This window comes from Pseudomonas sp. P106(2024), from assembly GCF_057480815.1.
Window position 1 is genome coordinate 33,903 of record NZ_JBLIYU010000012.1, and the last position, 23,103, is coordinate 57,005.

General features: G+C 61.7%; 22 protein-coding genes and 2 tRNA genes. 7 read left to right on the plus strand and 17 right to left on the minus strand.

The features are described 5' to 3' along the window. Window positions 1-15 precede the first annotated feature (15 nt). The 5 genes from AC25M7_RS18590 to AC25M7_RS18610 all read left to right on the plus strand — a co-directional run bounded on the left by AC25M7_RS18590 (window position 16) and on the right by AC25M7_RS18610 (window position 5,769). On the plus strand, window positions 16-318 hold the full coding sequence (locus AC25M7_RS18590) for an ArsR/SmtB family transcription factor (protein WP_028691241.1): 303 nt from the start codon (window positions 16-18) through the stop codon (window positions 316-318). Window positions 319-487: 169 nt separating this feature from the next. Beyond that, window positions 488-1,471 carry a zinc-dependent alcohol dehydrogenase family protein gene (locus AC25M7_RS18595; protein ID WP_028691242.1) on the plus strand — a complete coding sequence of 328 codons (984 nt, stop codon included), beginning with the start codon at window positions 488-490 and terminating at the stop codon, window positions 1,469-1,471. Window positions 1,472-1,498: 27 nt separating this feature from the next. Continuing rightward, complete coding sequence (locus AC25M7_RS18600) at window positions 1,499-1,852, plus strand: antibiotic biosynthesis monooxygenase family protein (RefSeq protein ID WP_028691243.1); 354 nt, start codon at window positions 1,499-1,501, stop codon at window positions 1,850-1,852. Between the two features lie 31 nt (window positions 1,853-1,883). Then, on the plus strand, window positions 1,884-2,753 hold the full coding sequence (locus AC25M7_RS18605) for an oxygenase MpaB family protein (protein ID WP_028691244.1): 870 nt from the start codon (window positions 1,884-1,886) through the stop codon (window positions 2,751-2,753). A gap of 79 nt (window positions 2,754-2,832) precedes the next feature. After that, the gene (locus AC25M7_RS18610) at window positions 2,833-5,769 is read left to right on the plus strand and encodes a DUF748 domain-containing protein (RefSeq protein WP_186596638.1); all 2,937 of its coding nucleotides are present in this window, start codon (window positions 2,833-2,835) and stop codon (window positions 5,767-5,769) included. Window positions 5,770-5,838: 69 nt separating this feature from the next. On the opposite strand, the gene AC25M7_RS18615 is transcribed toward AC25M7_RS18610, so the two are convergent. After that, on the minus strand, window positions 5,839-6,252 hold the full coding sequence (locus AC25M7_RS18615) for a VOC family protein (RefSeq protein ID WP_028691246.1): 414 nt from the start codon (window positions 6,250-6,252) through the stop codon (window positions 5,839-5,841). Between the two features lie 61 nt (window positions 6,253-6,313). On the opposite strand from AC25M7_RS18615, the gene AC25M7_RS18620 reads away from it, so the two are divergent. After that, window positions 6,314-6,616 carry a heme-binding protein gene (locus tag AC25M7_RS18620; RefSeq protein WP_028691247.1) on the plus strand — a complete coding sequence of 101 codons (303 nt, stop codon included), beginning with the start codon at window positions 6,314-6,316 and terminating at the stop codon, window positions 6,614-6,616. Window positions 6,617-6,710: 94 nt separating this feature from the next. Here the strand turns inward: AC25M7_RS18620 and AC25M7_RS18625 are convergent, their stop codons facing one another. The 16 genes from AC25M7_RS18625 to rlmE form a co-directional block, all read right to left on the minus strand. Further along, window positions 6,711-7,061 (minus strand): BON domain-containing protein, encoded by a 351-nt coding sequence (locus AC25M7_RS18625; protein WP_028691248.1) that lies wholly within the window; start codon window positions 7,059-7,061, stop codon window positions 6,711-6,713. A 260-nt stretch (window positions 7,062-7,321) separates the two neighbouring features. Continuing rightward, window positions 7,322-9,427: a polyribonucleotide nucleotidyltransferase gene (gene pnp / locus AC25M7_RS18630; RefSeq protein ID WP_028691249.1), complete on the minus strand. Its 2,106-nt coding sequence runs from the start codon at window positions 9,425-9,427 to the stop codon at window positions 7,322-7,324. A gap of 248 nt (window positions 9,428-9,675) precedes the next feature. Beyond that, window positions 9,676-9,945, minus strand: a complete 270-nt coding sequence (gene rpsO / locus AC25M7_RS18635; protein ID WP_003249971.1) for a 30S ribosomal protein S15 — start codon at window positions 9,943-9,945, stop codon at window positions 9,676-9,678. A gap of 149 nt (window positions 9,946-10,094) precedes the next feature. Further along, the gene (gene truB, locus AC25M7_RS18640; RefSeq protein WP_062360905.1) at window positions 10,095-11,012 is read right to left on the minus strand and encodes a tRNA pseudouridine(55) synthase TruB; all 918 of its coding nucleotides are present in this window, start codon (window positions 11,010-11,012) and stop codon (window positions 10,095-10,097) included. A 3-nt stretch (window positions 11,013-11,015) separates the two neighbouring features. Then, a complete protein-coding gene (rbfA, locus tag AC25M7_RS18645; RefSeq protein WP_028691251.1) occupies window positions 11,016-11,414 on the minus strand; it encodes a 30S ribosome-binding factor RbfA in 399 nt (132 codons plus the stop codon). Between the two features lie 116 nt (window positions 11,415-11,530). Continuing rightward, window positions 11,531-14,071, minus strand: a complete 2,541-nt coding sequence (gene infB, locus AC25M7_RS18650) for a translation initiation factor IF-2 (RefSeq protein ID WP_028691252.1) — start codon at window positions 14,069-14,071, stop codon at window positions 11,531-11,533. A 27-nt stretch (window positions 14,072-14,098) separates the two neighbouring features. Further along, window positions 14,099-15,580, minus strand: a complete 1,482-nt coding sequence (gene nusA / locus AC25M7_RS18655) for a transcription termination factor NusA (protein WP_028691253.1) — start codon at window positions 15,578-15,580, stop codon at window positions 14,099-14,101. Window positions 15,581-15,639: 59 nt separating this feature from the next. Continuing rightward, window positions 15,640-16,098 (minus strand): ribosome maturation factor RimP, encoded by a 459-nt coding sequence (gene rimP, locus AC25M7_RS18660; RefSeq protein ID WP_036986186.1) that lies wholly within the window; start codon window positions 16,096-16,098, stop codon window positions 15,640-15,642. A 130-nt stretch (window positions 16,099-16,228) separates the two neighbouring features. Further along, window positions 16,229-16,305: transfer RNA gene (locus tag AC25M7_RS18665), tRNA-Met, on the minus strand. Window positions 16,306-16,403: 98 nt separating this feature from the next. Further along, a tRNA-Leu gene (locus AC25M7_RS18670) sits at window positions 16,404-16,489 on the minus strand. Between the two features lie 21 nt (window positions 16,490-16,510). Next, a complete protein-coding gene (gene secG / locus AC25M7_RS18675; RefSeq protein WP_028691255.1) occupies window positions 16,511-16,903 on the minus strand; it encodes a preprotein translocase subunit SecG in 393 nt (130 codons plus the stop codon). Window positions 16,904-16,907: 4 nt separating this feature from the next. After that, window positions 16,908-17,663 (minus strand): triose-phosphate isomerase, encoded by a 756-nt coding sequence (tpiA, locus tag AC25M7_RS18680; protein WP_486971353.1) that lies wholly within the window; start codon window positions 17,661-17,663, stop codon window positions 16,908-16,910. Window positions 17,664-17,729: 66 nt separating this feature from the next. Further along, window positions 17,730-19,070: a phosphoglucosamine mutase gene (gene glmM, locus AC25M7_RS18685; protein ID WP_088851437.1), complete on the minus strand. Its 1,341-nt coding sequence runs from the start codon at window positions 19,068-19,070 to the stop codon at window positions 17,730-17,732. Between the two features lie 16 nt (window positions 19,071-19,086). Continuing rightward, on the minus strand, window positions 19,087-19,938 hold the full coding sequence (folP, locus tag AC25M7_RS18690) for a dihydropteroate synthase (protein WP_069016465.1): 852 nt from the start codon (window positions 19,936-19,938) through the stop codon (window positions 19,087-19,089). An 8-nt stretch (window positions 19,939-19,946) separates the two neighbouring features. Beyond that, a complete protein-coding gene (gene ftsH / locus AC25M7_RS18695) occupies window positions 19,947-21,854 on the minus strand; it encodes an ATP-dependent zinc metalloprotease FtsH (protein ID WP_028691259.1) in 1,908 nt (635 codons plus the stop codon). A gap of 203 nt (window positions 21,855-22,057) precedes the next feature. Next, on the minus strand, window positions 22,058-22,684 hold the full coding sequence (gene rlmE / locus AC25M7_RS18700; RefSeq protein ID WP_011532133.1) for a 23S rRNA (uridine(2552)-2'-O)-methyltransferase RlmE: 627 nt from the start codon (window positions 22,682-22,684) through the stop codon (window positions 22,058-22,060). A 102-nt stretch (window positions 22,685-22,786) separates the two neighbouring features. On the opposite strand from rlmE, the gene yhbY reads away from it, so the two are divergent. Continuing rightward, a complete protein-coding gene (gene yhbY, locus AC25M7_RS18705) occupies window positions 22,787-23,095 on the plus strand; it encodes a ribosome assembly RNA-binding protein YhbY (protein WP_003249945.1) in 309 nt (102 codons plus the stop codon). Window positions 23,096-23,103: the final 8 nt, after the last annotated feature.

Sequence of the window (23,103 nt, forward strand, 5' to 3'; positions counted from 1 at the left end):
CGATATTATCGCGTCATGGAACTGCTCGACGTATTCAAGGCACTCTCGAACCGCACACGCCTCGAGATCCTCAAAGGCCTGAAAGACCCGGTGAAACACTTTCCTCCGCAGGACGAAGGTGACGTTCACACCGTGGGTGTCTGTGTGAGCAGTATCCAGGAAGGCGTGGGGTTGTCGCAGTCAACGGTGTCCGACTACCTGGCCACCCTGCAGCGTGCAGGCCTGGTCGAGGTCCGCCGCATTGGCCAGTGGACCTACTACAAGCGCAACGAAACGGCCATCAGCGCGCTCGCGGAGCTGATCGGGAGCGAACTGTAGGGTTAGCTTTTATCTCAATATATCGGCATTTCTCGATATCCCGTTTTAACGAAACCACGGAGCAATCACCGAGGTGCCTGCCAGGCGCCCAGAACCAGAAAGGCAGTTTGATCCCACTTATTATATCGATATTTCTCGATATCCCTTTTTATCGAAGCGAGGAAACACCATGAAAGCGTTAATACTGGATGCCTTCGGCGGCCCGGATGCGTTCGTCTATCGTGACACCGCCAAACCGGTGCCAAAGGCCGGGCAGGTGCTGGTCCGGGTGCATGCCACCTCCGTCAACCCGCTGGACTACCAGGTCCGCCGCGGCGACTATCCCGACCTGGTGCCGCTGCCGGCCATCACCGGGCACGACGTCTCCGGCGTCGTCGAAGCCGTCGGGCCTGGGGTGACGGCGTTCAGCCCCGGTGACGAAGTGTGGTACACCCCGCAGATCTTCGAAGGCGCCGGCAGCTATGCCGAATACCACGTCGCCGCCGAAGGCATCGTCGGCCTGAAGCCGCCGTCGCTGAGCCATCTCGAGGCGGCAAGCCTGAGCCTGGTCGGCGGCACGGCCTGGGAGGCGCTGGTGGTCCGCGCGGCGCTCAGGGTGGGCGAGAGCATCCTGGTGCATGGCGGTGCCGGCGGAGTCGGTCATGTGGCGATCCAGCTGGCCAAGGCCATGGGCGCCAGGGTCTTTACCACGGCGCGCGAAGCGAACGCCGAATTCGTGCGGCGCATGGGCGCCGATGTGGTCATCGACCACGAGCGCCAGGACTATGTCGATGTCATCCTCAAGGAAACCGCAGGCCATGGCGTCGACGTGGTGTTCGACACCATCGGCGGCGATGCCCTGTCTCGCAGCCCGGACGCCTTGGCCCAGTTGGGCCGCGTGGTGTCGATCGTGGACATTGCGCAGCCGCAGAACCTCCTGCAGGCCTGGGGCAAGAACGCGAGCTATCACTTTGTCTTTACCCGCCAGCAGCGCGGCAAGCTCGATGAGCTGAGCGCGCTGGTCGAACGCGGCCAACTGCGGCCACATGTGGGCGCCGTCTACCCCCTGGCCGACGTTGCGCTCGCCCACGCCCGGCTGCAAAGCCCCAACAATGGCCTGCAAGGAAAGATCGCCATTGCGGTCGTGCCTGCGAACACCCCAGCCAGCGTTTGACGCCCCCATCACCCAACGAGAACTGCCATGATCTACGAAATCGCCATACTTCCCATCCAGCCGGCACATATCGACAGCTTCAGGCACGCCTTCGCCGAAGTGGCCCCTCTGCTCAGCCGGGCCAATGGGCACATCAGCCACCTGCTCGCGCAAGGGATCGAAGCACCCTATCAATTCAACCTGATCGTGCAGTGGCAATCCCTCGAGGATCACACGCCTGGCTTCGAGGCCAGTGAAGATCACCAGGTCTTCATGGCCCACCTGTCGCCGTATTTTTCCGAGGAGCCCACGGTTTATCATGTCCAGGGTGGCACGTTCGAGACGCGCTCCACCTCAGGCCCGGCTGATGACCGGCTGAACGATAAACGCCTCAATTCATAGACGGCCGCCATGGCGGCCAGCACAGGTCGCCATGGAAGTCCTACGCCGTCGCATCGAAACCCAGGTAATGAGCCTCACCGGGCTGGCCCTCGGCCAGCTCGACCTGGAATCGCCCAAAGGCGATCCCGGCCTGTTCGGCCCACAGAGCATCAGCTGGCGGGTACATGGCGACTTCCCCAGCATGCTGGTGGGCGGGATCAGCGCGTTGATGCTGCAACTGCTGCACCCGCTGGCATTGGCCGGGGTGTGGGATCATTCGAATTTCCGTCAGGACCTGTTAGGACGCCTGCGCCGCACCAGTCAGTTCATCTCCGGCACCACCTTCGGCTCCACCCGCGACGCCGAGTGGCTGATCGACAAGGTCCGCACCATCCACCTCAAGGTTACCGGCACCGCGCCCGACGGCCGCCCCTATGCGGCCAGCGCCCCAGACCTGCTGACCTGGGTGCATGTGGCCGAAGTCAGCAGCTTCCTCGCCGCCCACTTGCGCTATCGCAACCCCCGCCTGCCGCGTGCCGAACAGGACGCCTACTACGACGAGATCGCACTGATCGCCGAACGCCTCGGTGCACGTGACGTGCCACGCTCCTGCGCCGAGGTCGACGAGTACCTGCAACGCATGCGCCCGCAACTGCAGTGCGACGCACGCAGCCTGGAGGTGGTGGACATCCTGCTCAAGGCCCCGGCGCCCAGCCGGATGGCAGAACCGGTGGGCAAGCTGATGCTCAAGGCCGGCATCGACCTGCTGCCAGAGTGGGCTTGCGCCATGCTCGGCCTGCACCTGGGCGCGGTCGAACGGCGCATGATCCGCCTGGGCCTGGACAACACCGCCCCGGTACTGCGCTGGGCCATGCGCGACGGTTCGGCGCACCGAGCACGGCGGCGCATGGGCCTCGAATGAGGTATTTTGCTCCGTTCATCGGAACCGATTTAACGTGCCATACTCCAAGCACTCCAGCCTGATACAGACGATGCGACACATGCCCAAAGGATTGACCCGCGCTATCGGCGCACTGCTGGCCCTCGTGGCCCTGTACGGCCTGCTCGGCTTTTTCATTCTTCCAGGTGTCGCCCTGCGCATTGCCAACCAGCAGTTGGCGCAATACGCCACGGTGCCGGCACACCTGCAGCGCATCGAACTCAACCCGTTCAGCCTTGAGCTGACGCTCTGGGGTCTGCAGATCGGCGAACCCGGCAAGGAGCAGGTCGGCTTCGAACGCCTGTACGCCAACCTCGCCCTCGACAGCCTGTGGACCAAGGCCCTGCGCCTCGACGCCGTGGAACTGGACAAGCCGCGCACCGAGCTGCTGTTCGCCAAGGACGGCAGCCTCAACCTGACCCAGCTGTTCAAGATTCCGCCGAGCGAGCCCAAGCCGGACGAGCCGCCCAGCGATCCGTTCCCGCTGCGCATCGCCAGCATCAAGCTCAGCGAGGGCTACCTGCACTTCCAGGACCTGCGCCCGAGCGAGCCGATCGAGTTCCTCTACGACTCGATGAACCTGGAACTGAAGAACCTCAGCACCCTGCCCGACGACAACGCCGACATGACCCTGGTGGCCAACGGCCCGTCAGGTGGGCGCATCGACTGGAGCGGCACCCTGAGCCTGACGCCGATCGCCTCCGAAGGCACCCTCAAGGTCACCGACGGCAAGATGAAGCTGTTCTGGCCTTATGTGCGTGACGCCGTGCCGCTGGTGCTGGAAGACGGCATGGTCAGCCTCGACACCCACTACAAGCTCAACCTCGCCAAGGAAACCGAGTTCCTGCTCGACAACACCTCGGTGCGGGTCGCGCCCTTTGCCATAAAGGCCCCGGACGGTCGCCCGCTGGCACGCCTGGCCAGCCTGGAAGTCAGCGAGACCTCCATCGACCTGGCCAAACAGCTGGTCACCGTCGGCAAGATCCGTAGCGAGAAGCTGGAGACCTGGGCGGCCCTGGAGAAGGACGGCCAGCTCGACTGGCAGAAGCTGTTCGCCAGCCAGCCCGCCAAGGCCACGCCGAAGGAAAAGGCCGAGCCCGCCGCCGCCGAGCCGACCCCTGAAGAGCAGGCCGCCAAGGAGCCGGGCAAGCCCTGGCAGGTCCTGCTCAAGGATGTGCAGGCGCGCAACTACCTGGTCCACCTGGCCGACCGTAGCCAGAAGGAGCCCGTGGCCCTGGATGTCGGCCCGCTCAACCTCGACCTGCAGAACTTCGACAGCCTCAACCAGTCACCCTTCACCCTCAAGCTCGACACCGGCGTGGGCAAGCAGGGCAAGCTGCAGGCCGCCGGCCAGGTCAACCTGGCACCGGTCACGGCGAAACTCGACGTGGCCACCCGCGACATCGACCTGCGGGTCGCCCAGGCCTACATCAGCCCGTTCATCCGCCTGGAGCTGCGCAGCGGCATGCTCTCCAGCGACCTCAAGGTCGACCTCAAGAGCACCGAACCACTGGCCTTCAGCATCACCGGCAAGGCCCAGGCCAACCAGCTGCACACCCTGGACACCATCAAGAACCGCGACTTCGTCAAATGGCAGCAGGTCAACGTCGATGGCCTGTCCTACGTGCACGGTGATGCCCTGTCGATCGACAAGGTCACTCTGCTGCAACCCTATGCGCGCTTCATCATCAACGAAGACCGTACCACCAACGTCGACGACCTGCTGATCCCGCAACCCGCGGACAAACCGGCTGCGGCGCCGAGCAAGTCGGCGGCGTCCGGCGGTGGCAAGGAACTGGGCATTCGTATCGGCCAGATCAGCATCAATGACGGTTCGGCCAACTTCGCCGACCTGACCCTTACACCCAACTTCGCCACCGCCGTGCAGCAGCTCAATGGCCAGATCGGCACCATCGACAACCGCAAGCCGCTGCCGGCCAAAGTGGACATCAAGGGCAAGGTGGACCGCTACGCGCCGGTCACCATCAAGGGCGCGCTCAACCCGTTCAACCCGCTGGCCAGCCTGGACATCGCCACCAGCTTCAAGCGTGTCGAGCTGACCACCCTCACCCCCTATTCAGGCAAGTTCGCGGGCATGCGCATCCGCAAGGGCCGGCTGAACCTGGACCTGCACTACCTGATCACCAACGGTCAGCTCAAGGCCGAGAACAAGGTAGTGATCGAGCAATTGCAACTGGGCGAGAAAGTCGACAGCCCGGACGCCGTGGACCTGCCGATCCGCCTGGCGGTGGCGCTGCTCAAGGACACCGAAGGCAGGATCTCCATCGAGCTGCCCGTGTCGGGCGACCTCAACAACCCGCAATTCAGCGTGATGCCGATCGTCTGGCAGACCCTGCGCAACCTGGTGCTGCGCGCGGCACAGGCGCCGTTCAAGCTGCTCGGCGGGCTGGTCTCCGGCGGCGGCGCGCAAGACCTGGGCAACGTCTCTTTCGCGGCGGGCTCCAGCGACCTGACCCCTGATGTGCAGGCCTCCCTCGACAAGCTCGCCTCAGCCCTCAAGGCACGCCCCGAACTGCGCCTGGAGATCGAAGGCACCGCCGCCCAGAGCAGCGACGGCCCGCTGATCGCCCAGCAGCGCCTGGAGCGCGAGTACCAGGCCACCTGGTACAAGATCCTCCAGCGCCGCGGCGACAAGGTACCGGCCAACGCCTCGCTGCTGGTGGTGGACGACAGCGACAAGCCGGCAATGCTCGAAGGCATCTACCGTACCCGCTTGAAACAGCAGCCCCCGGCTGAATGGCAGGACCTGAGCCGTGACGAGCGTAGCGCCAAGCTGCGCGAGGCGGTGATCAAGTCCTGGGCGGAAAGTACCGTGCTGCTGCGCAACCTGGGCCAGGAGCGGGCCAGCAGCATCAAGGACTACCTCGTGGACAAGGGCCAGCTGGAAGATGACCGGGTGTACTTCATCGACACCAACCTCGGCCAGGCCGAGAGCGATGGCCGCGTGGTGACGCCGATGCACCTGGATGCCGAGTAAACCATCTCGACCCAATCGCCCTCATCGACGGCTTGCCGGCGATGAGGGTAGCGCTGGCGATCAATACCATCAGGCCAGCCGTTGCCCCGACACCGCCGGGTGATACAGCGGCTGCACCTTGTTCCCCGCCGGGTCCAGCAAATGGAAGCTGCGCGCCCCATCGCCGTGATTGAACGGGCGATCCAGCAGCGTCACGCCATGGGCCTTGAAGTACTGGTACCAGTCTTCCAGCTCCTCCACGCTGTCGACGATGAAGCCATAGTGGTCCAGTGTCTGCAGCCCATTGGCCGCCCCTGCTCCGCGCCCCAGTGACAAGTTGTCGTTGCCACAGGTCAGGTAGACCAGGTCTTCATTGGCGCGGTTCAGCACCTCCATGCCTAGAACATCCACGTAGAAGCGCTCGCATTCCTCCAGATTGGGGACCAGCAAGGCGATATGACGCAGGCCATTCAGGCGGCCTGGTCGCACAGGTAGTTGGGACATGATCGCGGCTCCTATTTTTGTATACAATTCAAAAAAGAATTTAAAACAAAAGGAGATTCCTGTGTACTGTCTGTTTATCAAGACCCGCGTGAAACCCGGAACTGCCGAGGCCTTCCTCACTGCAATCAAGGCCAACGCCGCCGCTTCGGTGGCTACCGAACCGGGCTGCCTGGTGTTCGATGTGGCCCAGGATCGGGAAAATCCAGATGTGATCTACCTGTACGAGATCTACCAGGACGACGCTGCGTATGAGACCCATACCCAGACCGCGCATTTCCGGGACAGCAGGCCGCTGGTGGAACCGTTGATCGTGGAGCAGGTGTGCTTCGAGAGCGATGTGATCGCACGCAATCCGGTGAACTGAAGCGCGCCTGCATGAGCGCAAGCAAAAGCCCCGGCTAATGCCGGGGCTTTTGCTTGAAGGGGTGGCCAAATCCTTTTGGCCGACGGGACATTCCTTATTCGGACTTCAGGCCATCAGCAGACACGGCCTGCACGCCCTTGATCTTTTTGGCGATGGCAACCGCCATCTCCTTCTGCGCATCGGTAATGGCCACGTCCGAGGACAGGGACACTACGCCTTTGTTGGTTTCGACCTTGATGTCGCTGCCTGGCACGCCTTTCTCGGTCATCAAGTCGGCCTTCACCTTGGTGGTGATCCAGGTGTCGGAAGTAGCTTCCTTGGCTTTGGTCACCTCACCGGCCGCCAGCGTCATCGGGGCCTGGGTGGACTGGGCAGCGAACGCCGCGTTAGCCATGGTCAGGGTCAGAGCGGTGGCAGTAGCGGCAGCAATGGCGAACTTCTTCATGTGGGTCACTCCTGTTTTTTCGAAAGGTCTGCGCCGTGGTTCCTGGCGTCAGGTAGAAGTGATGTTGCAGGGCGTGTGCCAGCTTTTTGATTTTATTTTTTATCTTTTAAATCAATAAGTTAACAATTAACCAATAGATAGCTGGTCGTGCATTTTGCAAGCCCGGGCAAAATCCTGCATGCAAGATGCAAGTCCACAAGACAAAGCCGCAGGCATAAAAAAAGGACCCCGAAGGGTCCTTCCTTTCAGCCTGGGAAGGCTTAGACGCCCGATGCCTTGGCAGCGGCAACGTCCTTGATCGACAGCTTGATACGGCCGCGGTTGTCCACGTCCAGTACCAGCACTTCGACTTCCTGGCCTTCCTTCAGCACGTCGGTGACTTTCTCGACGCGAGCATCGCTCAGCATGGAGATGTGCACCAGGCCGTCCTTGCCCGGCAGAATGTTGACGAAGGCGCCGAAGTCGACAATGCGCTCGACCTTGCCGACGTAGATCTTGCCGATCTCGGCCTCGGCGGTGATGCCCAGGATGCGCTGCTTGGCAGCGTCCGCGGCTTCCTTGGTCTCGCCAAAGATCTTGATCGAGCCATCGTCTTCGATATCGATCGAAGCCTTGGTCTCTTCGCAGATGGCGCGGATGGTGGCGCCGCCCTTGCCGATGACGTCACGGATCTTGTCGGTATCGATCTTCATCGCGATCATGGTCGGGGCGTTGGCCGACAGCTCGGTACGCGACTCGCCGATGATCTGGTTCATCTGGCCGAGGATGTTCAGGCGCGCTTCCAGGGCCTGGCCCAGGGCGATTTCCATGATCTCTTCGGTGATGCCGTTGATCTTGATGTCCATCTGCAGCGCGGTGACGCCTTTGGCGGTACCCGCTACCTTGAAGTCCATGTCGCCCAGGTGGTCTTCGTCACCCAGGATATCGGTCAGGACGGCGAACTTGTCACCTTCCTTGACCAGGCCCATGGCGATACCGGCAACCGGTGCTTTCATCGGCACGCCGGCGTCCATCAGGGCCAGCGAGGCGCCGCAGACCGAAGCCATGGAGCTGGAACCGTTGGACTCGGTGATTTCCGACACCACGCGGATGGTGTACGGGAACACGTCGGCGGCCGGCAGCATGGCCTGGACCGAACGACGGGCCAGACGGCCGTGGCCGATTTCGCGACGACCGGCACCGCCCATGCGGCCACACTCGCCCACCGAGAACGGCGGGAAGTTGTAGTGCAGCATGAAGGGGTCTTTCTTCTCGCCTTCGAGGGTGTCCAGCAACTGGGCGTCACGGGCAGTACCCAGGGTCGCGACGACCAGGGCCTGGGTTTCGCCGCGGGTGAACAGCGCCGAACCGTGGGTCTTCGGCAGAACGCCAACTTCGATGTTCAGCGGACGCACGGTCTTAGTGTCGCGACCGTCGATACGCGGCTTGCCGTTGACGATGTTTTCGCGAACGGTGCGGTATTCGATTTCGCCGAAGATCTCTTTGACTTCGCCGGCCGACGGTTGGCCTTCTTCGCCGGAGAACTTGGCAATGGCTTGATCACGCAGCTCGCCCAGGCGCGCGTAGCGGTCGGCCTTGACGGTGATGGTGTAGCCCTGGGAAACGGCTTCGCCGAATTCAGCACGGATGGCGTTGAACAGCTCAGTGTTGGCAACGGCAGGTTTCCAGTCCCAGGTTGGCTTGGCAGCTTCGGCAGCCAGCTCTTTGACCGCCTTGATCACGGCCTGGAATTCGTCGTGGGCGAACAGCACGGCGCCCAGCATCTGGTCTTCGGTCAGCTCCTGGGCTTCGGATTCGACCATCAGCACGGCGGACTCGGTACCGGCAACGACCATGTCCAGGCTCGAGGCAGCCAGTTGCTCGTAGGTCGGGTTCAGCAGGTAGCCGGTGCTTTCGTGGAAGGCGACACGGGCGGCGCCGATCGGGCCTTCGAACGGAATGCCGGAGATGGCCAGGGCAGCCGAGGTACCGATCATCGCGGCGATGTCCGGATCGGTCTTCTTGCTGGTGGAAACCACGGTGCAGACGACCTGGACTTCGTTCATGAAGCCTTCAGGGAACAGCGGGCGGATCGGACGGTCGATCAGGCGCGAGGTCAGGGTTTCCTTCTCGGAAGGACGGCCTTCACGCTTGAAGAAACCACCTGGGATCTTGCCGGCGGCGTAGGTCTTTTCCTGGTAGTGCACGGACAGCGGGAAGAAGCCCTTGCCCGGATCAGCCTGCTTGGCACCGACCACGGTCACCAGTACGGTGACATCGTTGTCGACGGTGACCAGCACGGCGCCGGTGGCCTGACGGGCAATGCGGCCCGTTTCGAGGGTTACGGTCGATTGACCGAACTGGAATTTCTTGATTACCGGGTTCACGGTTTCCTACCTTCTTCAGTGGCTCTTGGGGGAACTGGTTCTTGCGAATTCTTGGGCAGAACGGGGAATCGGCCCCATTGACCGTCCAGATACAACACGAGGCTGGGAGCCTGGCGCCGGGCGGATGAACCGCACGACGGACCAGGCTGCCAACCTCGCAGATCGCGTGGCGTGTCCAACGCCAGGGTTGCCGGGCAACCCTGCCGATGCATGCGACACGCCATGCAACACCACTGGCCAGGCCGCTATTAGCGACGCAGACCCAGGCGACCGATCAGGGCGCTGTAACGGGTGGTGTCTTTGCCCTTCAGGTAGTCCAGCAGCTTACGACGCTGGTTGACCATACGGATCAGACCACGACGGGAGTGGTGGTCTTTATCGTTGGCCTTGAAGTGGCCTTGCAGCTTGTTGATGTTGGCGGTCAGCAGAGCAACCTGCACTTCCGGGCTACCGGTATCGCCGGCGGCTTGCTGGTATTCGGCAACGATCTGAGCTTTTTCTTCGACGCTGAGGGCCATTTGGCTTCTCCTGATAAACGGATCCCGCGAACGGTCTCCAATAGGCCAGGGACAAGTCCCCGTATTAAAAAGAAGAGGTGTGACCGTGCCTAATAACAGCCACCCTCGTATCCACCGGTTTCAGCCGAAGCCTCTGCCCGTGGTTCCGGTCATTCCGACCGAATCAGCCGACGCGGCGCGATGCGCCCGTCTTCGCTCACTTCACCGATACCGATGAAGCGACCATTGTGATCCTGTACCCGAACCATGCCAAACTGCGGCGCGTCCGGCGCACGTACCGCCTGGCCATGCAGCCAGTAGAACGCGCTGTGCTCGGACAGCAGCACCAGTGGCCAGTCCTGCAGCCCGCTGTCCGAAGGCATGAGGAAGCGATCAAGCGCTTCGTTGCCGCCTTCGGCATGGGCTTGCTCGAGTTCCTCGAGCGTCACCGTTTGTGCCAGCTCGAAGGGGCCCGCCTGCGTACGGCGCAGTTCGGCGACATAGGCACCACAGCCCAGCGCCTCACCGATATCCTCCACCAGGGTGCGGATATAGGTGCCTTTGCTGCATCCAACCGACAGGCGCGCACGGGTGCCTTCGCACTCGAGCAACTCCAAGCGGCCAATAGTAACAGAACGCGCCTCGCGCTCCACTACCTCTCCTGCACGTGCCAGCTTGTAGAGCGGCTGGCCATCGCGCTTGAGGGCCGAGTACATCGGCGGCACCTGAAGGATTTCACCCTTGAAACGCGGAATCACGGCCTCGATGTCGGCGCGACCAACGGTTACTTCGCGGGTCTGCAGGACCTCGCCTTCGGCGTCCGCGGTGGTGGTGGTCTGCCCTAGCTGCATGACCGTCTCGTAGCCCTTGTCGGAATCGAGCAGGTACTGGGAGAACTTGGTCGCCTCACCAAAGCACAGTGGCAGCACGCCGGTTGCCAGCGGATCGAGGCTGCCGGTGTGGCCGGCCTTTTCCGCGTTGAGCAACCAACGAACCTTCTGCAGGGCGGCGTTGGAGGTGAATCCCAACGGCTTGTCGAGCAGGATGATGCCGCTGACATTGCGGCGGATACGTTTGACCTGGGCCACCGTTTACTCCTTGGCGTCCAGCTCGTCGGCATCCTTGTGCAGGCGGTCTTCGGCCACCGCACGCTCGATCAGCGCAGACAGGTGGACACCACGACTGACGCTTTCATCGAAGTGGAAGTGTAACTGTGGCACGCTGCGCAGTTGCATCGAGCGCCCCAAGTGCAGGCGCAGGAAGCTGGCGGCGCTGTTCAGCGCCTTGAGCGACTGCTTCACTGCGTCGGGCGTTTCTTCGCCCATGACGGTGATGAAAACCTTCGCATGACCCAGGTCACGGCTGACGTCGACAGCGGTGATGGTCACCAGACCGACACGCGGGTCTTTGACTTCACGGCGGATCAGTTCTGCCAGCTCACGCTGCATCTGATCGCCGATACGTTGGGTACGGCTGTATTCTTTTGCCATTCTTGCTACCTGTAACGTAAAGCGGCAAACGCCCGGTCAGGCTTAAGCCTGACCGGGCGCTACCTTCAGAGGCGCCGCCAGCCGCCTTGCGACGGGGCCTGCACCCGGCTCGGCCCTTACAGGGTGCGAGCCACCTGGACTTTCTCGAAGACTTCGATCTTGTCGCCGACCTTGACGTCGTTGTAGCTCTTGACGCCAATACCACACTCCATGCCGTTACGCACTTCGGAGGCGTCGTCCTTGAAGCGACGCAGCGATTCCAGCTCGCCTTCGAAGATCACCACGTCATCGCGCAGTACGCGGATCGGACGGTTGCGGTACACGGTACCCTCGATGACCATACAGCCGGCGATGGCGCCGAACTTCGGCGAACGGAACACGTCACGCACTTCGGCCACACCCAGGATGTTCTCGCGAACATCGCTGCCGAGCATGCCGGTCAGGGCCTTCTTGACGTCTTCGATGATGTCGTAGATCACGTTGTAGTAACGCATATCCAGACCTTCCTGCTCGACGATCTTGCGCGCACCGGCATCGGCACGCACGTTGAAGCCGAACAGCACCGCGTTCGAGGCCAGTGCCAGGTTGGCGTCGCTCTCGGTGATACCACCGACGCCGCCACCAATGACGCGTACCTGAACTTCGTCATTGCCCAGGCTGCCGAGCGAACCCTGCAGCGCTTCGAGGGAACCACGCACATCGGTCTTGAGGACGATGTTGAGGGTCTTCTTCTCTTCCTGACCCATGGTCTCGAAGATGTTTTCCAGCTTGCCGGCGTGAGCACGGGCCAGCTTGACCTCGCGGAACTTGCCTTGACGGAACAGCGCAACTTCACGCGCTTTCTTCTCGTCAGCAACCACCGACATCTCTTCGCCTGCGTCCGGTGTGCCGTCCAGGCCAAGGATCTCGACCGGGATCGACGGGCCGGCTTCCTTCACAGGCTTGCCGTTCTCGTCGAGCATGGCACGTACGCGGCCATAGTTGGAACCGACCAGGACCATGTCGCCCTGACGCAGGGTACCGTCCTGAACCAGGATGGTGGCCACCGGGCCGCGGCCCTTGTCCAGACGCGACTCGACCACGACACCACGACCAGGAGCGGTCGGAGTGGCCTTGAGTTCGAGGATCTCGGCCTGCAGCAGGACAGCTTCGAGCAGTTCGTCGACGCCGGTACCCATCTTCGCCGAAACCTTGACGAACGGCGTGTCACCACCCCAGTCCTCGGAGGTCACGCCTTCGACCGACAGCTCGTTACGGATGCGATCGAGGTCGGCACCCGGCTTGTCGATCTTGTTCACGGCGACAACCAGCGGAACGCCAGCCGCTTTCGCGTGCTGCACGGCTTCGCGGGTCTGCGGCATCACGCCGTCGTCCGCCGCCACCACCAGGATGACGATGTCGGTCGCCTTGGCACCACGTGCACGCATCTGGGTAAACGCAGCGTGGCCCGGGGTGTCGAGGAAGGTGACCATGCCACGGTCGGTTTCGACGTGGTAGGCACCGATGTGCTGGGTAATACCACCGGCTTCGCCGGCGGCAACCTTGGCACGACGGATATAGTCGAGCAGCGAGGTCTTACCGTGGTCAACGTGACCCATGACGGTCACGACCGGCGCACGCGATGTGGTCTCGCCTTCGAACTTCAGCGATTCGGCCAGGGAATCTTCCAGGGCCGTGTCGCTGACCAGAGTGACCTTGTGGCCCAGCTCTTCGGCGACCAGCTGAGCGGTCTCCTGATCGAGCACCTGGTTGATGGTGACCGGAGTACCCAGCTTGAACATGAACTTGACGACTTCAGCGGCCTTGACCGACATCTGTTGCGCCAGTTCCGAGACGGTGATGGTCTCGCCGATGGTCACGTCACGAATGACTGGACCGGTCGGGTTCTGGAAGCCGTGCTGGTTGCGCTTCTTGCCTTTGCCCTTGCCGCCGCGACCACGACGGAAACCATCGCTCTCTTCGTCGGTGGTGCGTGGCGCTGCACGTGGAGTCGGAGCCTTTTCCTTCTCCTTGACCTTGACCTTGACCGACATGCGCGGCGCTTCGCCACGACCGGCCGCAGCCGGGCCACCACCGCGACGATCGTCATCGCGGGTACGGCTTTCGTTACGACGGCTCTCGTCCTTCTTGCGCTCGGCGGCACGAGCGGCGGCGTCTTCGGACACCGGCGCGTTGGCCATTACCGGGGCTGCAACAGGTGCAGGCTCGGCCTTGGCCACTGGTGCAGCGGCCGGGGCCTCGGCAGCCTGACGGCGGGCCTGCTCCTCGTTGCGCTGGCGCACTTCGGCTTCAACCTTTTCGCGCGCGGCGTTTTCGGCGGCGCGGCGCTCTTCCTGCTCACGCTTCTGCTCAGCCTGGATTTCCTCCGGGCTGCGCTGCACGAATACTTTCTTCTTGCGTACTTCTACGCTGATGCTCTTGCTACCGGCGACACGCAGAGTGCTGGTGGTCTTGCGCTGCAAGGTGATCTTGCGCGGCTCTTCCGCCTTGCTCTTGTGGCTGCTCTTCAAATGAGTCAGCAGGGTCTGCTTCTCATTGTCGGTCACTACCTGACCGGCGTCGGTGTGCGGCAGACCTGCCTCACGCATCTGCTGCAGCAGGCGCTCTACCGGTGCCTCGACCTCTTGGGCCAGTTCTTTCACCGTGACTTGCGTCATGCACTTCTCTCCTCAGGCCGCGCCTAATTACTCGAACCAGTGGGCTCGGGCGGCCATGATCAACTTGCCGGCACGCTCTTCGTCGATGCCGTCGATGTCGAGCAGGTCGTCAATCGACTGCTCGGCCAGGTCTTCGCGGTTAACCACGCCGCGCACCGCCAGTTCCGCCGCCAGGTCCTTGTCCATGCCCTCAAGGGAGAGCAGGTCGTCGGCCGGATGGGCGTCTGCCAGTTTTTCTTCGGTAGCGATGGCTTTGGTCAACAAACGGTCCTTGGCACGAGCGCGCAGCTCATTGACGATATCTTCGTCAAAGCCATCGATGTTGAGCATTTCTTCCAACGGTACGTAGGCAATTTCTTCGAGGCTGGTGAAGCCTTCGTCGACCAGCACCTGTGCCAGCTCTTCGTCGACTTCCAGTTCCTCAATGAAGTTACGCAGGATGTCGCCTGTCTCAGCCTGTTGCTTGGCCTGGATGTCCTTCTCGGTCATCACGTTCAGGGTCCATGCAGTCAGCTGGCTCGCCAGACGGACGTTCTGGCCGCCACGTCCGATGGCCTGAGCCAGGTTGTCCTCGGCCACGGCGATATCCATCGCATGGGCGTCCTCGTCAACGATGATCGCAGCAACCTCTGCTGGCGACATGGCGTTGATGACGAACTGCGCCGGGTTCTCGTCCCACAGGACGATATCCACACGCTCGCCACCCAGCTCGCCGGATACGGCCTGGACACGCGAACCACGCATGCCGATGCAGGCGCCTTGCGGGTCGATGCGCTTGTCCTTGGAGCGGACGGCGATCTTGGCGCGCGATCCCGGATCACGGGAGGCGGCCATGACTTCGATGAGGCCTTCGGCGATTTCCGGCACTTCGATGCGGAACAGCTCGATCAGCATCTGCGGCGCAGTGCGCGACAGGATCAGCTGAGGACCACGGTTCTCGGTGCGGATTTCCTTGAGCAACGCACGCAGGCGCACGCCGACACGGAAGGTCTCACGGGGAATGATGTCTTCGCGGGCCAGCAGCGCCTCGGCGTTGTTGCCCAGGTCGACGATGACGTTGTCGCGGGTGACCTTCTTCACGGTACCGGAGATGATCTCGCCCACGCGCTCGCGGTAAGCGTCGACCACCTGGGCGCGCTCGGCCTCGCGGACCTTCTGCACGATGACCTGCTTGGCGGTCTGGGCGGCGATGCGGCCGAACTCGATCGACTCGATCTTCTCTTCGATCACGTCACCGATCTTGGCGTCCGGGTGCGTGTCCTGGATCTTTTCCAGCCAGGTCTCGATCGCCGGATCGTCCAGGTCGTTCTCGTCGACCACGGTCCAGCGGCGGAAGGTCTCGTAGCTACCGGTGTGGCGGTTGATTTCCACACGCAGGTCGACTTCGTCCTCAAAACGTTTCTTGGTTGCAGTGGCCAGGGCCACTTCCAGCGCCTCGAAAATGACGCCGGGCGGTACACCCTTTTCGTTGGATACCGATTCAACAACCAGCAGTACTTCTTTGCTCATCGTACGCCTCGCCTTGCGCAAGCCATTGGCCCCGGGTGTTTCGCCGGGTCCGGCACGTCTCAGTCAAAACTGGGAATAATATTGGCCTTGTCGATCGAGTCGATCGGCAACAGGAACTCGTGCTGGTCCACCTGGACCACCACATCCTGCTCCTCCACACCGCGGAGAAGGCCCTGGAAGTTACGACGGCCCTCGAAGGGCGTACGCAGCTTGATCTTCACCTGCTCGCCGGCATGCGCAGCAAACTGTTCCAGAGTGAACAGCGGGCGGTCCATGCCTGGAGAGGACACCTCGAGGGTATATTCAGAGCTGATCGGATCTTCCACATCGAGAATGGCGCTGGCCTGACGGCTGACGGCTTCGCAGTCGTCCACCAGGATCCCGTCTTCTTTGTCGATGTAGATACGCAGTACCGAATGCTTGCCTTGGGAGACGTATTCGATCCCCCAGCATTGGTAGCCCAGGCCCTCGACAACCGGGGCCAACAAGGCCTGCAACTGTTCTAGCTTGCTCGACACCTGAACCCCCTCGTGCATGCTGTGCAAATAAAAAATGGGCGAAGCGCCCATCCCTGAAAGCGCCGTTGGACAACGGCGCCGAAAACTGTTCGGCTAGCAAAAAGCCCCTGAAAAGGGGCTCTGCTGAAGCTGGTTGCGGGGGCTGGATTTGAACCAACGACCTTCGGGTTATGAGCCCGACGAGCTACCAAGCTGCTCCACCCCGCGACAAAGCTGGGGCGAAAGTATAAGACTGAACCCTTTGCCGGGTCAATCCGACCTCCACCTGCAAGAAAGCCCGCTAAAGCGGGCTCTCATGCTTCAATTGGTACCGAGAAGGGGACTCGAACCCCTACACCCTATGGGCACAACCACCTCAAGGTTGCGTGTCTACCAATTCCACCACCTCGGCAATACTACTTCTTGAAACCCGTTACTGCTGCTCTTTGGCTGGAGGAGGCACGTCACCAGAGTTGGTGGTTTCGCTCTTCTGCTGCTGGAGCACCGGTACATCATCATTGACTGCCGGCTTTGGCTCTTTGACTTCCAGCACTGCTGGATCTGGCAGACCAGCTTGAGTCAGCTGGTGAGCCTGCTGCTTGGCGAAATATCCTAACCCAAGTGCAGTCAAAAAGAAAGTGGCAGCAAGTATAGCAGTAACTTTACTCAAAAAGGTAGCGGAACCTTGGCTTCCGAACACAGTATTTGAAGCACCTGCGCCGAAAGATGCACCTGCTTCCGCACCTTTACCCTGTTGCAGCAGCACCATTACAACCAGTGCCAACGCTGCCAACAGATGAAAAACAACTACGACTGTTTCCAGCATTTGTTCAGTTTCCTGCGGCGCGACAAATTGCACCGAATTCGTCTGCGTTCAGGGACGCTCCACCAATGAGCCCCCCATCGATATCCGGCATGCCGAACAGTTCAGCCGCATTGGCCGCCTTCACGCTGCCGCCGTAGAGAAGTTGCACGTTTTCTGCAACTTCGGCGTCCTTCGCCGCCAACTGCTTGCGGATGGCTGCATGCACATCCTGGGCTTGCTGTGGCGAGGCCGTCAAACCAGTACCAATGGCCCAAACAGGCTCATAGGCAATAACTGCATTGGCGAAAGCCTTGATACCGAACACGTCGATAACACTGCTTAGTTGACGCCCTACAACTTCAAGCGTCTCACCTGCCTCGCGCTCTGCAATAGTTTCCCCTATACACAGCACTGGCGTCAAACCACTTTTCTGAGCGGCTGCAAACTTCTGATTCAGCACTTCATCGCTTTCACCAATAATCTGGCGACGCTCGGAATGCCCAATCAATACATATTTGCAACCGACTTCAGCCAACTGACTCGGTGCAACTTCGCCGGTCAGCGCGCCTTGCTCAGATTGTACCGCAGAATTCTGTGCGCCTACGTTGATTCCTTTTCCCTCCAAGCCATCAATCACTTGATTGATGAACAGGGATGGCGGAAACACCGCGACTTCCACTCCGCTCGGCAGGGACAACTTGCCCAAGCCCTGGGTCAGCTCTACGACGCTGGCGCGGGTACCGTGCATCTTCCAGTTACCAGCTACCATGGGGCGACGCATGCTTTACCTCGTCGGTCAAAGTGGGCGCAGATCTTACCCAACCCGATCTGCGCTGGCAAGCCTATTTCAGGCACAAACTTCTTCGACCAGCTTGGCCAGGGCCTCGGCATGGCCACGTACCTGGTTTTCATCGTCGCCCTCGACCATCACCCGCACCAGCGGTTCGGTACCGGACTTGCGCAGCAGCACCCGCCCACGACCGGCCATGGCCTCGGTGGCCTTGGCACTGGCTTCCTTGATCAGGGGGTTTTCCAGCGGGTCGTTCTTGCCCGCCGCGAAGCGCACGTTGATCAGCACCTGCGGGCACTTGCGCACGGCCTGTCGGGCCTGGGCAAGGTTTTCGCCACGGCGCTTGAGCGCCATCAGCACCTGCAGCGCGGCGATGATCGCATCACCGGTGGTGGTGTGGCTGCCACAGACGACATGACCGGAGTTTTCGCCACCCAGCAGCCACTCGCGCTCGAGCAGTTCGGCCATGACGTAGCGGTCGCCCACCTTGGCCCGCACGAACGGGATGTCCAGTTCCTTGAACGCCAGCTCCAGGCCCAGGTTGCTCATCAGGGTACCGACCACGCCGCCTTGAAGCTTGCCGCGCTCCTGCATGTCGCGACCGATGATGAACAGCAGTTCGTCACCGTCGACGATGGCGCCGGTGTGATCGACCATCAGCACGCGGTCGCCGTCGCCATCGAAGGCGATGCCGATATCCGCATGACCAACCAGGACCGCCGCCTGCAGCGACTCGATATGGGTCGAACCGCAGTTCTCGTTGATGTTCAGGCCATCCGGGGCGGCGTGCAGCACGGTGACGTCAGCCCCCAGCTCACGGAACACGCTCGGCGCGACCTTGTAGGTGGCGCCATGGGCGCAGTCCACGACGATCTTCAAGCCTTCGAAGCTGGTGCTGCTGGGCACGCTGCTCTTGCAGAACTCGATGTAGCGCCCCGCCGCGTCGTTGATGCGCGAGACCTTGCCCAGCTTGCCGGACTCGACGACATTCATCGGCTGGTCGAGCAACTCCTCGATCATCAGTTCGACTTCGTCCGGCAACTTGGTGCCGGCACCGGAGAAGAACTTGATACCGTTGTCGTCATGGGGGTTGTGCGAAGCACTGATGACGATGCCGGCTTCGGCGTGAAAAGTGCGAGTCAGGTAGGCGATGGCCGGCGTCGGCATCGGGCCGAGCAGCATCACATCGGCACCGGCGGCGGACAGGCCCGCCTCGAGCGCGGATTCGAACATGTAGCCGGAGATCCGCGTGTCCTTGCCCACCAGTACCCGGCAGTTGCCCTGCTTGCGGAAGGCCATGCCGGCGGCCCAGCCGAGTTTCAGCATGAAATCAGGGGTGATGGGGAATTGGCCGACGCGACCGCGGATACCATCGGTACCAAAGTATTTTCTGCTCATAGTGACTCCAATGTTCTTATTCGGCGCTCTGGACCGCGGCGATCATGCGCACGACATCGACGGTTTCGGCGACGTCATGTACCCGCAGGATGCTCGCGCCCTTGGTCATGGCCAGGGCGGCCAGGGCCAGACTGCCATAGAGCCGCTCACCGACCGGACGGTCCAGCGCGAGACCGATCATGCTCTTGCGCGAAACGCCCACCAGCAGCGGGCGCCCCAGGCGATAGAGCGCTTCCATGTGTTTGAAAAGGCTCAGGTTGTGCTCAAGGGTCTTGGCAAAGCCGAACCCTGGATCGAGGATGATGCGCTCAGCCCCGATGCCGGCCGCCGCGCAGGCGGCCATACGCTGCTCAAGATAGCGCGTTACATCGGCTGTCACATCCTCGTACTGCGGATTGTCCTGCATGTTGCCCGGCTCGCCACGCATGTGCATCAAGCACACCGGCAGGCCGGTATCGGCCGCCGCATCGAGCGCGCCGTCACGCTCCAGGGCGCGCACATCGTTGATCAGCCCTGCACCAAGGCGGGCCGTCTCGCGCATGACCGAGGGCGTCGAGGTATCGACCGAGATGATCACGTCGAGCCGACTGCTGATCGCCTCGACAATTGGCGCCACGCGCTCCAGTTCCTCGATAGGCGAGACGGCGCGAGCCCCAGGACGGGTAGACTCCCCGCCCACGTCGATCAGGGTCGCACCGGCCGCAACCATCTCCTCGGCATGGCGCAAGGCCGCATCGCGCTGGCTGAAGCGCCCACCATCGGAGAACGAGTCTGGGGTGACATTGAGGATACCCATGACATGGGTACGGGACAAATCAAGAACCCGGTTGCCGCAAGGCAACCGGGTCGGGTACTGCGTCAAGCTCATAGATACCCTTAGTGTTGAGCCGCTGGACCGCCGATCGGCGACTCCGGACGATCATCCTGGGAAGCCTGGTTGCCGGAGGTTCCGGAATCATTGTCCCAGTCACGTGGCTCGCGCGGGGTACGGCCAGCCATGATGTCGTCGATCTGGTCGGCATCGATGGTTTCGTACTTCATCAAGGCCTCGGCCATGGCGTCGAGCTTGTCGCGGTTGTCGGTAAGGATCTGCTTGGCCGTGGCGTAGCACTGATCGATGATGCTGCGCACTTCGGAGTCGATCATCTTGGCGGTTTCGCCCGAGACGCTGGCATGCTGGCTCGCCGCGCTGCGACCGAGGAATACCTCGCCCTCCTCTTCGGCGTACATCAGCGGGCCGAGTTTCTCGGACAGGCCCCACTTGGTGACCATGTTCCGGGCGATCTGGCTGGCGCGCATGATGTCGTTGGAGGCCCCGGTGGTAACACCGTCGAAGCCCAGGGTCATCTCTTCGGCGATACGGCCACCGTACAGCGAGCAGATCTGGCTGATCAGCGCACGTTTGGACAGGCTGTAGCGGTCTTCTTCCGGCAGGAACATGGTCACGCCCAGGGCGCGGCCACGGGGAATGATCGAGACCTTGTAGACCGGGTCGTGCTCGGGAACGACGCGACCGACGATGGCGTGGCCCGCCTCGTGATACGCGGTGTTCTGCTTCTCTTTCTCGGACATGACCATGGTCTTGCGCTCGGCGCCCATCATGATCTTGTCTTTGGCCAGTTCGAACTCCTTCATCTCGACCAGGCGCTTGCTGGCACGGGCGGCGAACAGCGACGCCTCGTTGACCAGGTTGGCCAGGTCGGCACCGGAGAAGCCCGGGGTACCACGGGCAATGACCGCCGCGTTGACGTTCTCGCCAACCGGGACCTTGCGCATATGCACCTTGAGGATCTGCTCACGACCGCGAATGTCCGGCAGGCCAACCACCACCTGGCGGTCGAAGCGACCGGGACGCAGCAGCGCCGGGTCGAGCACGTCGGGCCGGTTGGTGGCTGCAATGACGATGATGCCATCGTTCATCTCGAAGCCGTCCATCTCGACCAGCAACTGGTTCAGGGTCTGCTCGCGCTCATCGTGACCGCCACCCATGCCGGCGCCACGATGACGACCGACAGCGTCGATCTCGTCGATGAAGATGATGCACGGCGCGTGCTTCTTGGCCTGTTCGAACATATCGCGAACACGACTGGCGCCCACGCCGACGAACATCTCGACGAAGTCGGAACCGGAAATGGTGAAGAACGGCACCTTGGCTTCACCGGCAATGGCCTTGGCCAACAGGGTTTTACCGGTACCCGGCGGGCCGACCATCAGCACGCCGCGAGGGATACGACCACCCAGGCGCTGGAACTTGCCCGGATCGCGCAGGAATTCGACCAGTTCGCCAACCTCTTCCTTGGCCTCGTCGCAGCCGGCGACGTCAGCCAGGGTGGTTTTCACCTGGTCTTCGGACAGCAGGCGCGCCTTGCTCTTGCCGAAGCTCATTGGCCCGCCCTTGCCACCGGCACCGCCCTGCATCTGGCGCATGAAGAACATGAACACGGCGATGATCACCAGGATCGGGAAGCTCGCAACCAGCAACTGGGTCCAGATGCTCTGTTGTTCAGGTTGCTTGCCCTCGACGGTGACGTGGTTGTCGACCAGGTCTCCGATCAAGCCGTTGTCGGTAATCGCCGGGCGTACGGTCTTGAAGTTGTCGCCGTCAGTGCGCTTGCCGGTAATGATATAGCCGTCGACGGTCACCCGCTCAACCTTGCCATCCTTGACCTGCTGGATGAAGTCGGAATAGTTGAGGGTCTGCGGCTCGTTAGGGCTGGAGAAGTTGTTCATCACCGTCACCAGGACGGCGGCGATGATCAACCACAGGATCAGATTCTTTGCCATGTCGTTCAATTCGCTACCCTCTGAGGCCGGCGCACGACGCAGCCGTGCCTCGCATGATATTCATCGCCCTAACTTACTACATTACCCACGCATCCGCAGGCACCGTCTGTAACCCTTTGTGAAAGCTAGACTACACGAAGTTCGGACAATCCAGTCGGGACGGCCGATTGGAAATAACTATCGGCAACCCCGCAACACGCCTTTCATGCGCCCTTGAAACCCTTGCCCAGCAGGTACTGTTCACGGGAACGGTCTCGCGAGGAGGACGGCTTGCGCATCTGCACCTTGTCGAACTTGCTGCGCACGTCCTTGAGGTACATGTCGAAGCCTTCGCCCTGGAAGATCTTGATCAGGAAATCTCCGCCGGGCTTGAGCACACGGGTCGCAAGATCCAGGGCCAGTTCACAGAGGAACATGGCGCGCGGCATGTCCACTGCAGGCGTACCACTCATATTGGGGGCCATATCGGAAATCACAAGGTCCACGTGCGAATCGCCGACCGCCTGCAGAATCTGCTGCAGCACTTCATCCTGGGTGAAGTCGCCCTGGATAAAGGTAACGTCGGGTATCGAGTCCATTTCCAGGATGTCCGAGGCGATCAGCCGGCCCTGCCCGCCAATCAGACGACTGGTCACCTGCGACCAGCCACCGGGAGCCGCACCGAGGTCGATCACGCTCATGCCCGGACGGATCAGGCGGTCTTTCTCCTGGATCTCCAGCAGCTTGTAGCTCGCGCGCGAGCGGTAGCCATCCTTCTGCGCCTGCTTGACGAAAGGATCGTTGAAATGTTCACGCAGCCAGTTTGCGCTGCTTTTGGAACGTTGTACCACGGGGCACCTCGATGATATGCGTCGTGTTTGACTGGGCGGAGCCACAGGCCCTCGGGTAAAATGCCCGTCAATTTTACAGAATCAGACGAAAAGGGTCAGATTATGCCGCTCAATAACGAGCAGAAGAAGCAATACAAGTCCATTGGTCACGACCTGAAGCCGGTCCTGATCGTTGCTGGCAACGGTTTGAATGAAGGCGTGATCGCCGAACTGGAGCGCGCCCTGGTCGACCATGAGCTGATCAAGGTCGAGATTCGCTCGGAAGATCGCGAGGAACGCGCCGAGACCATCGCCGAACTGTGCAAGGCCGGCCGCGCCGAACTGGTGCAGACCATCGGCAAGAAAGCGCTGATCTACCGCAAGAACCCACAGCCGAACAAGCAGCTGTCCAACATCCACCGTTACAAGTAACGGTAGCA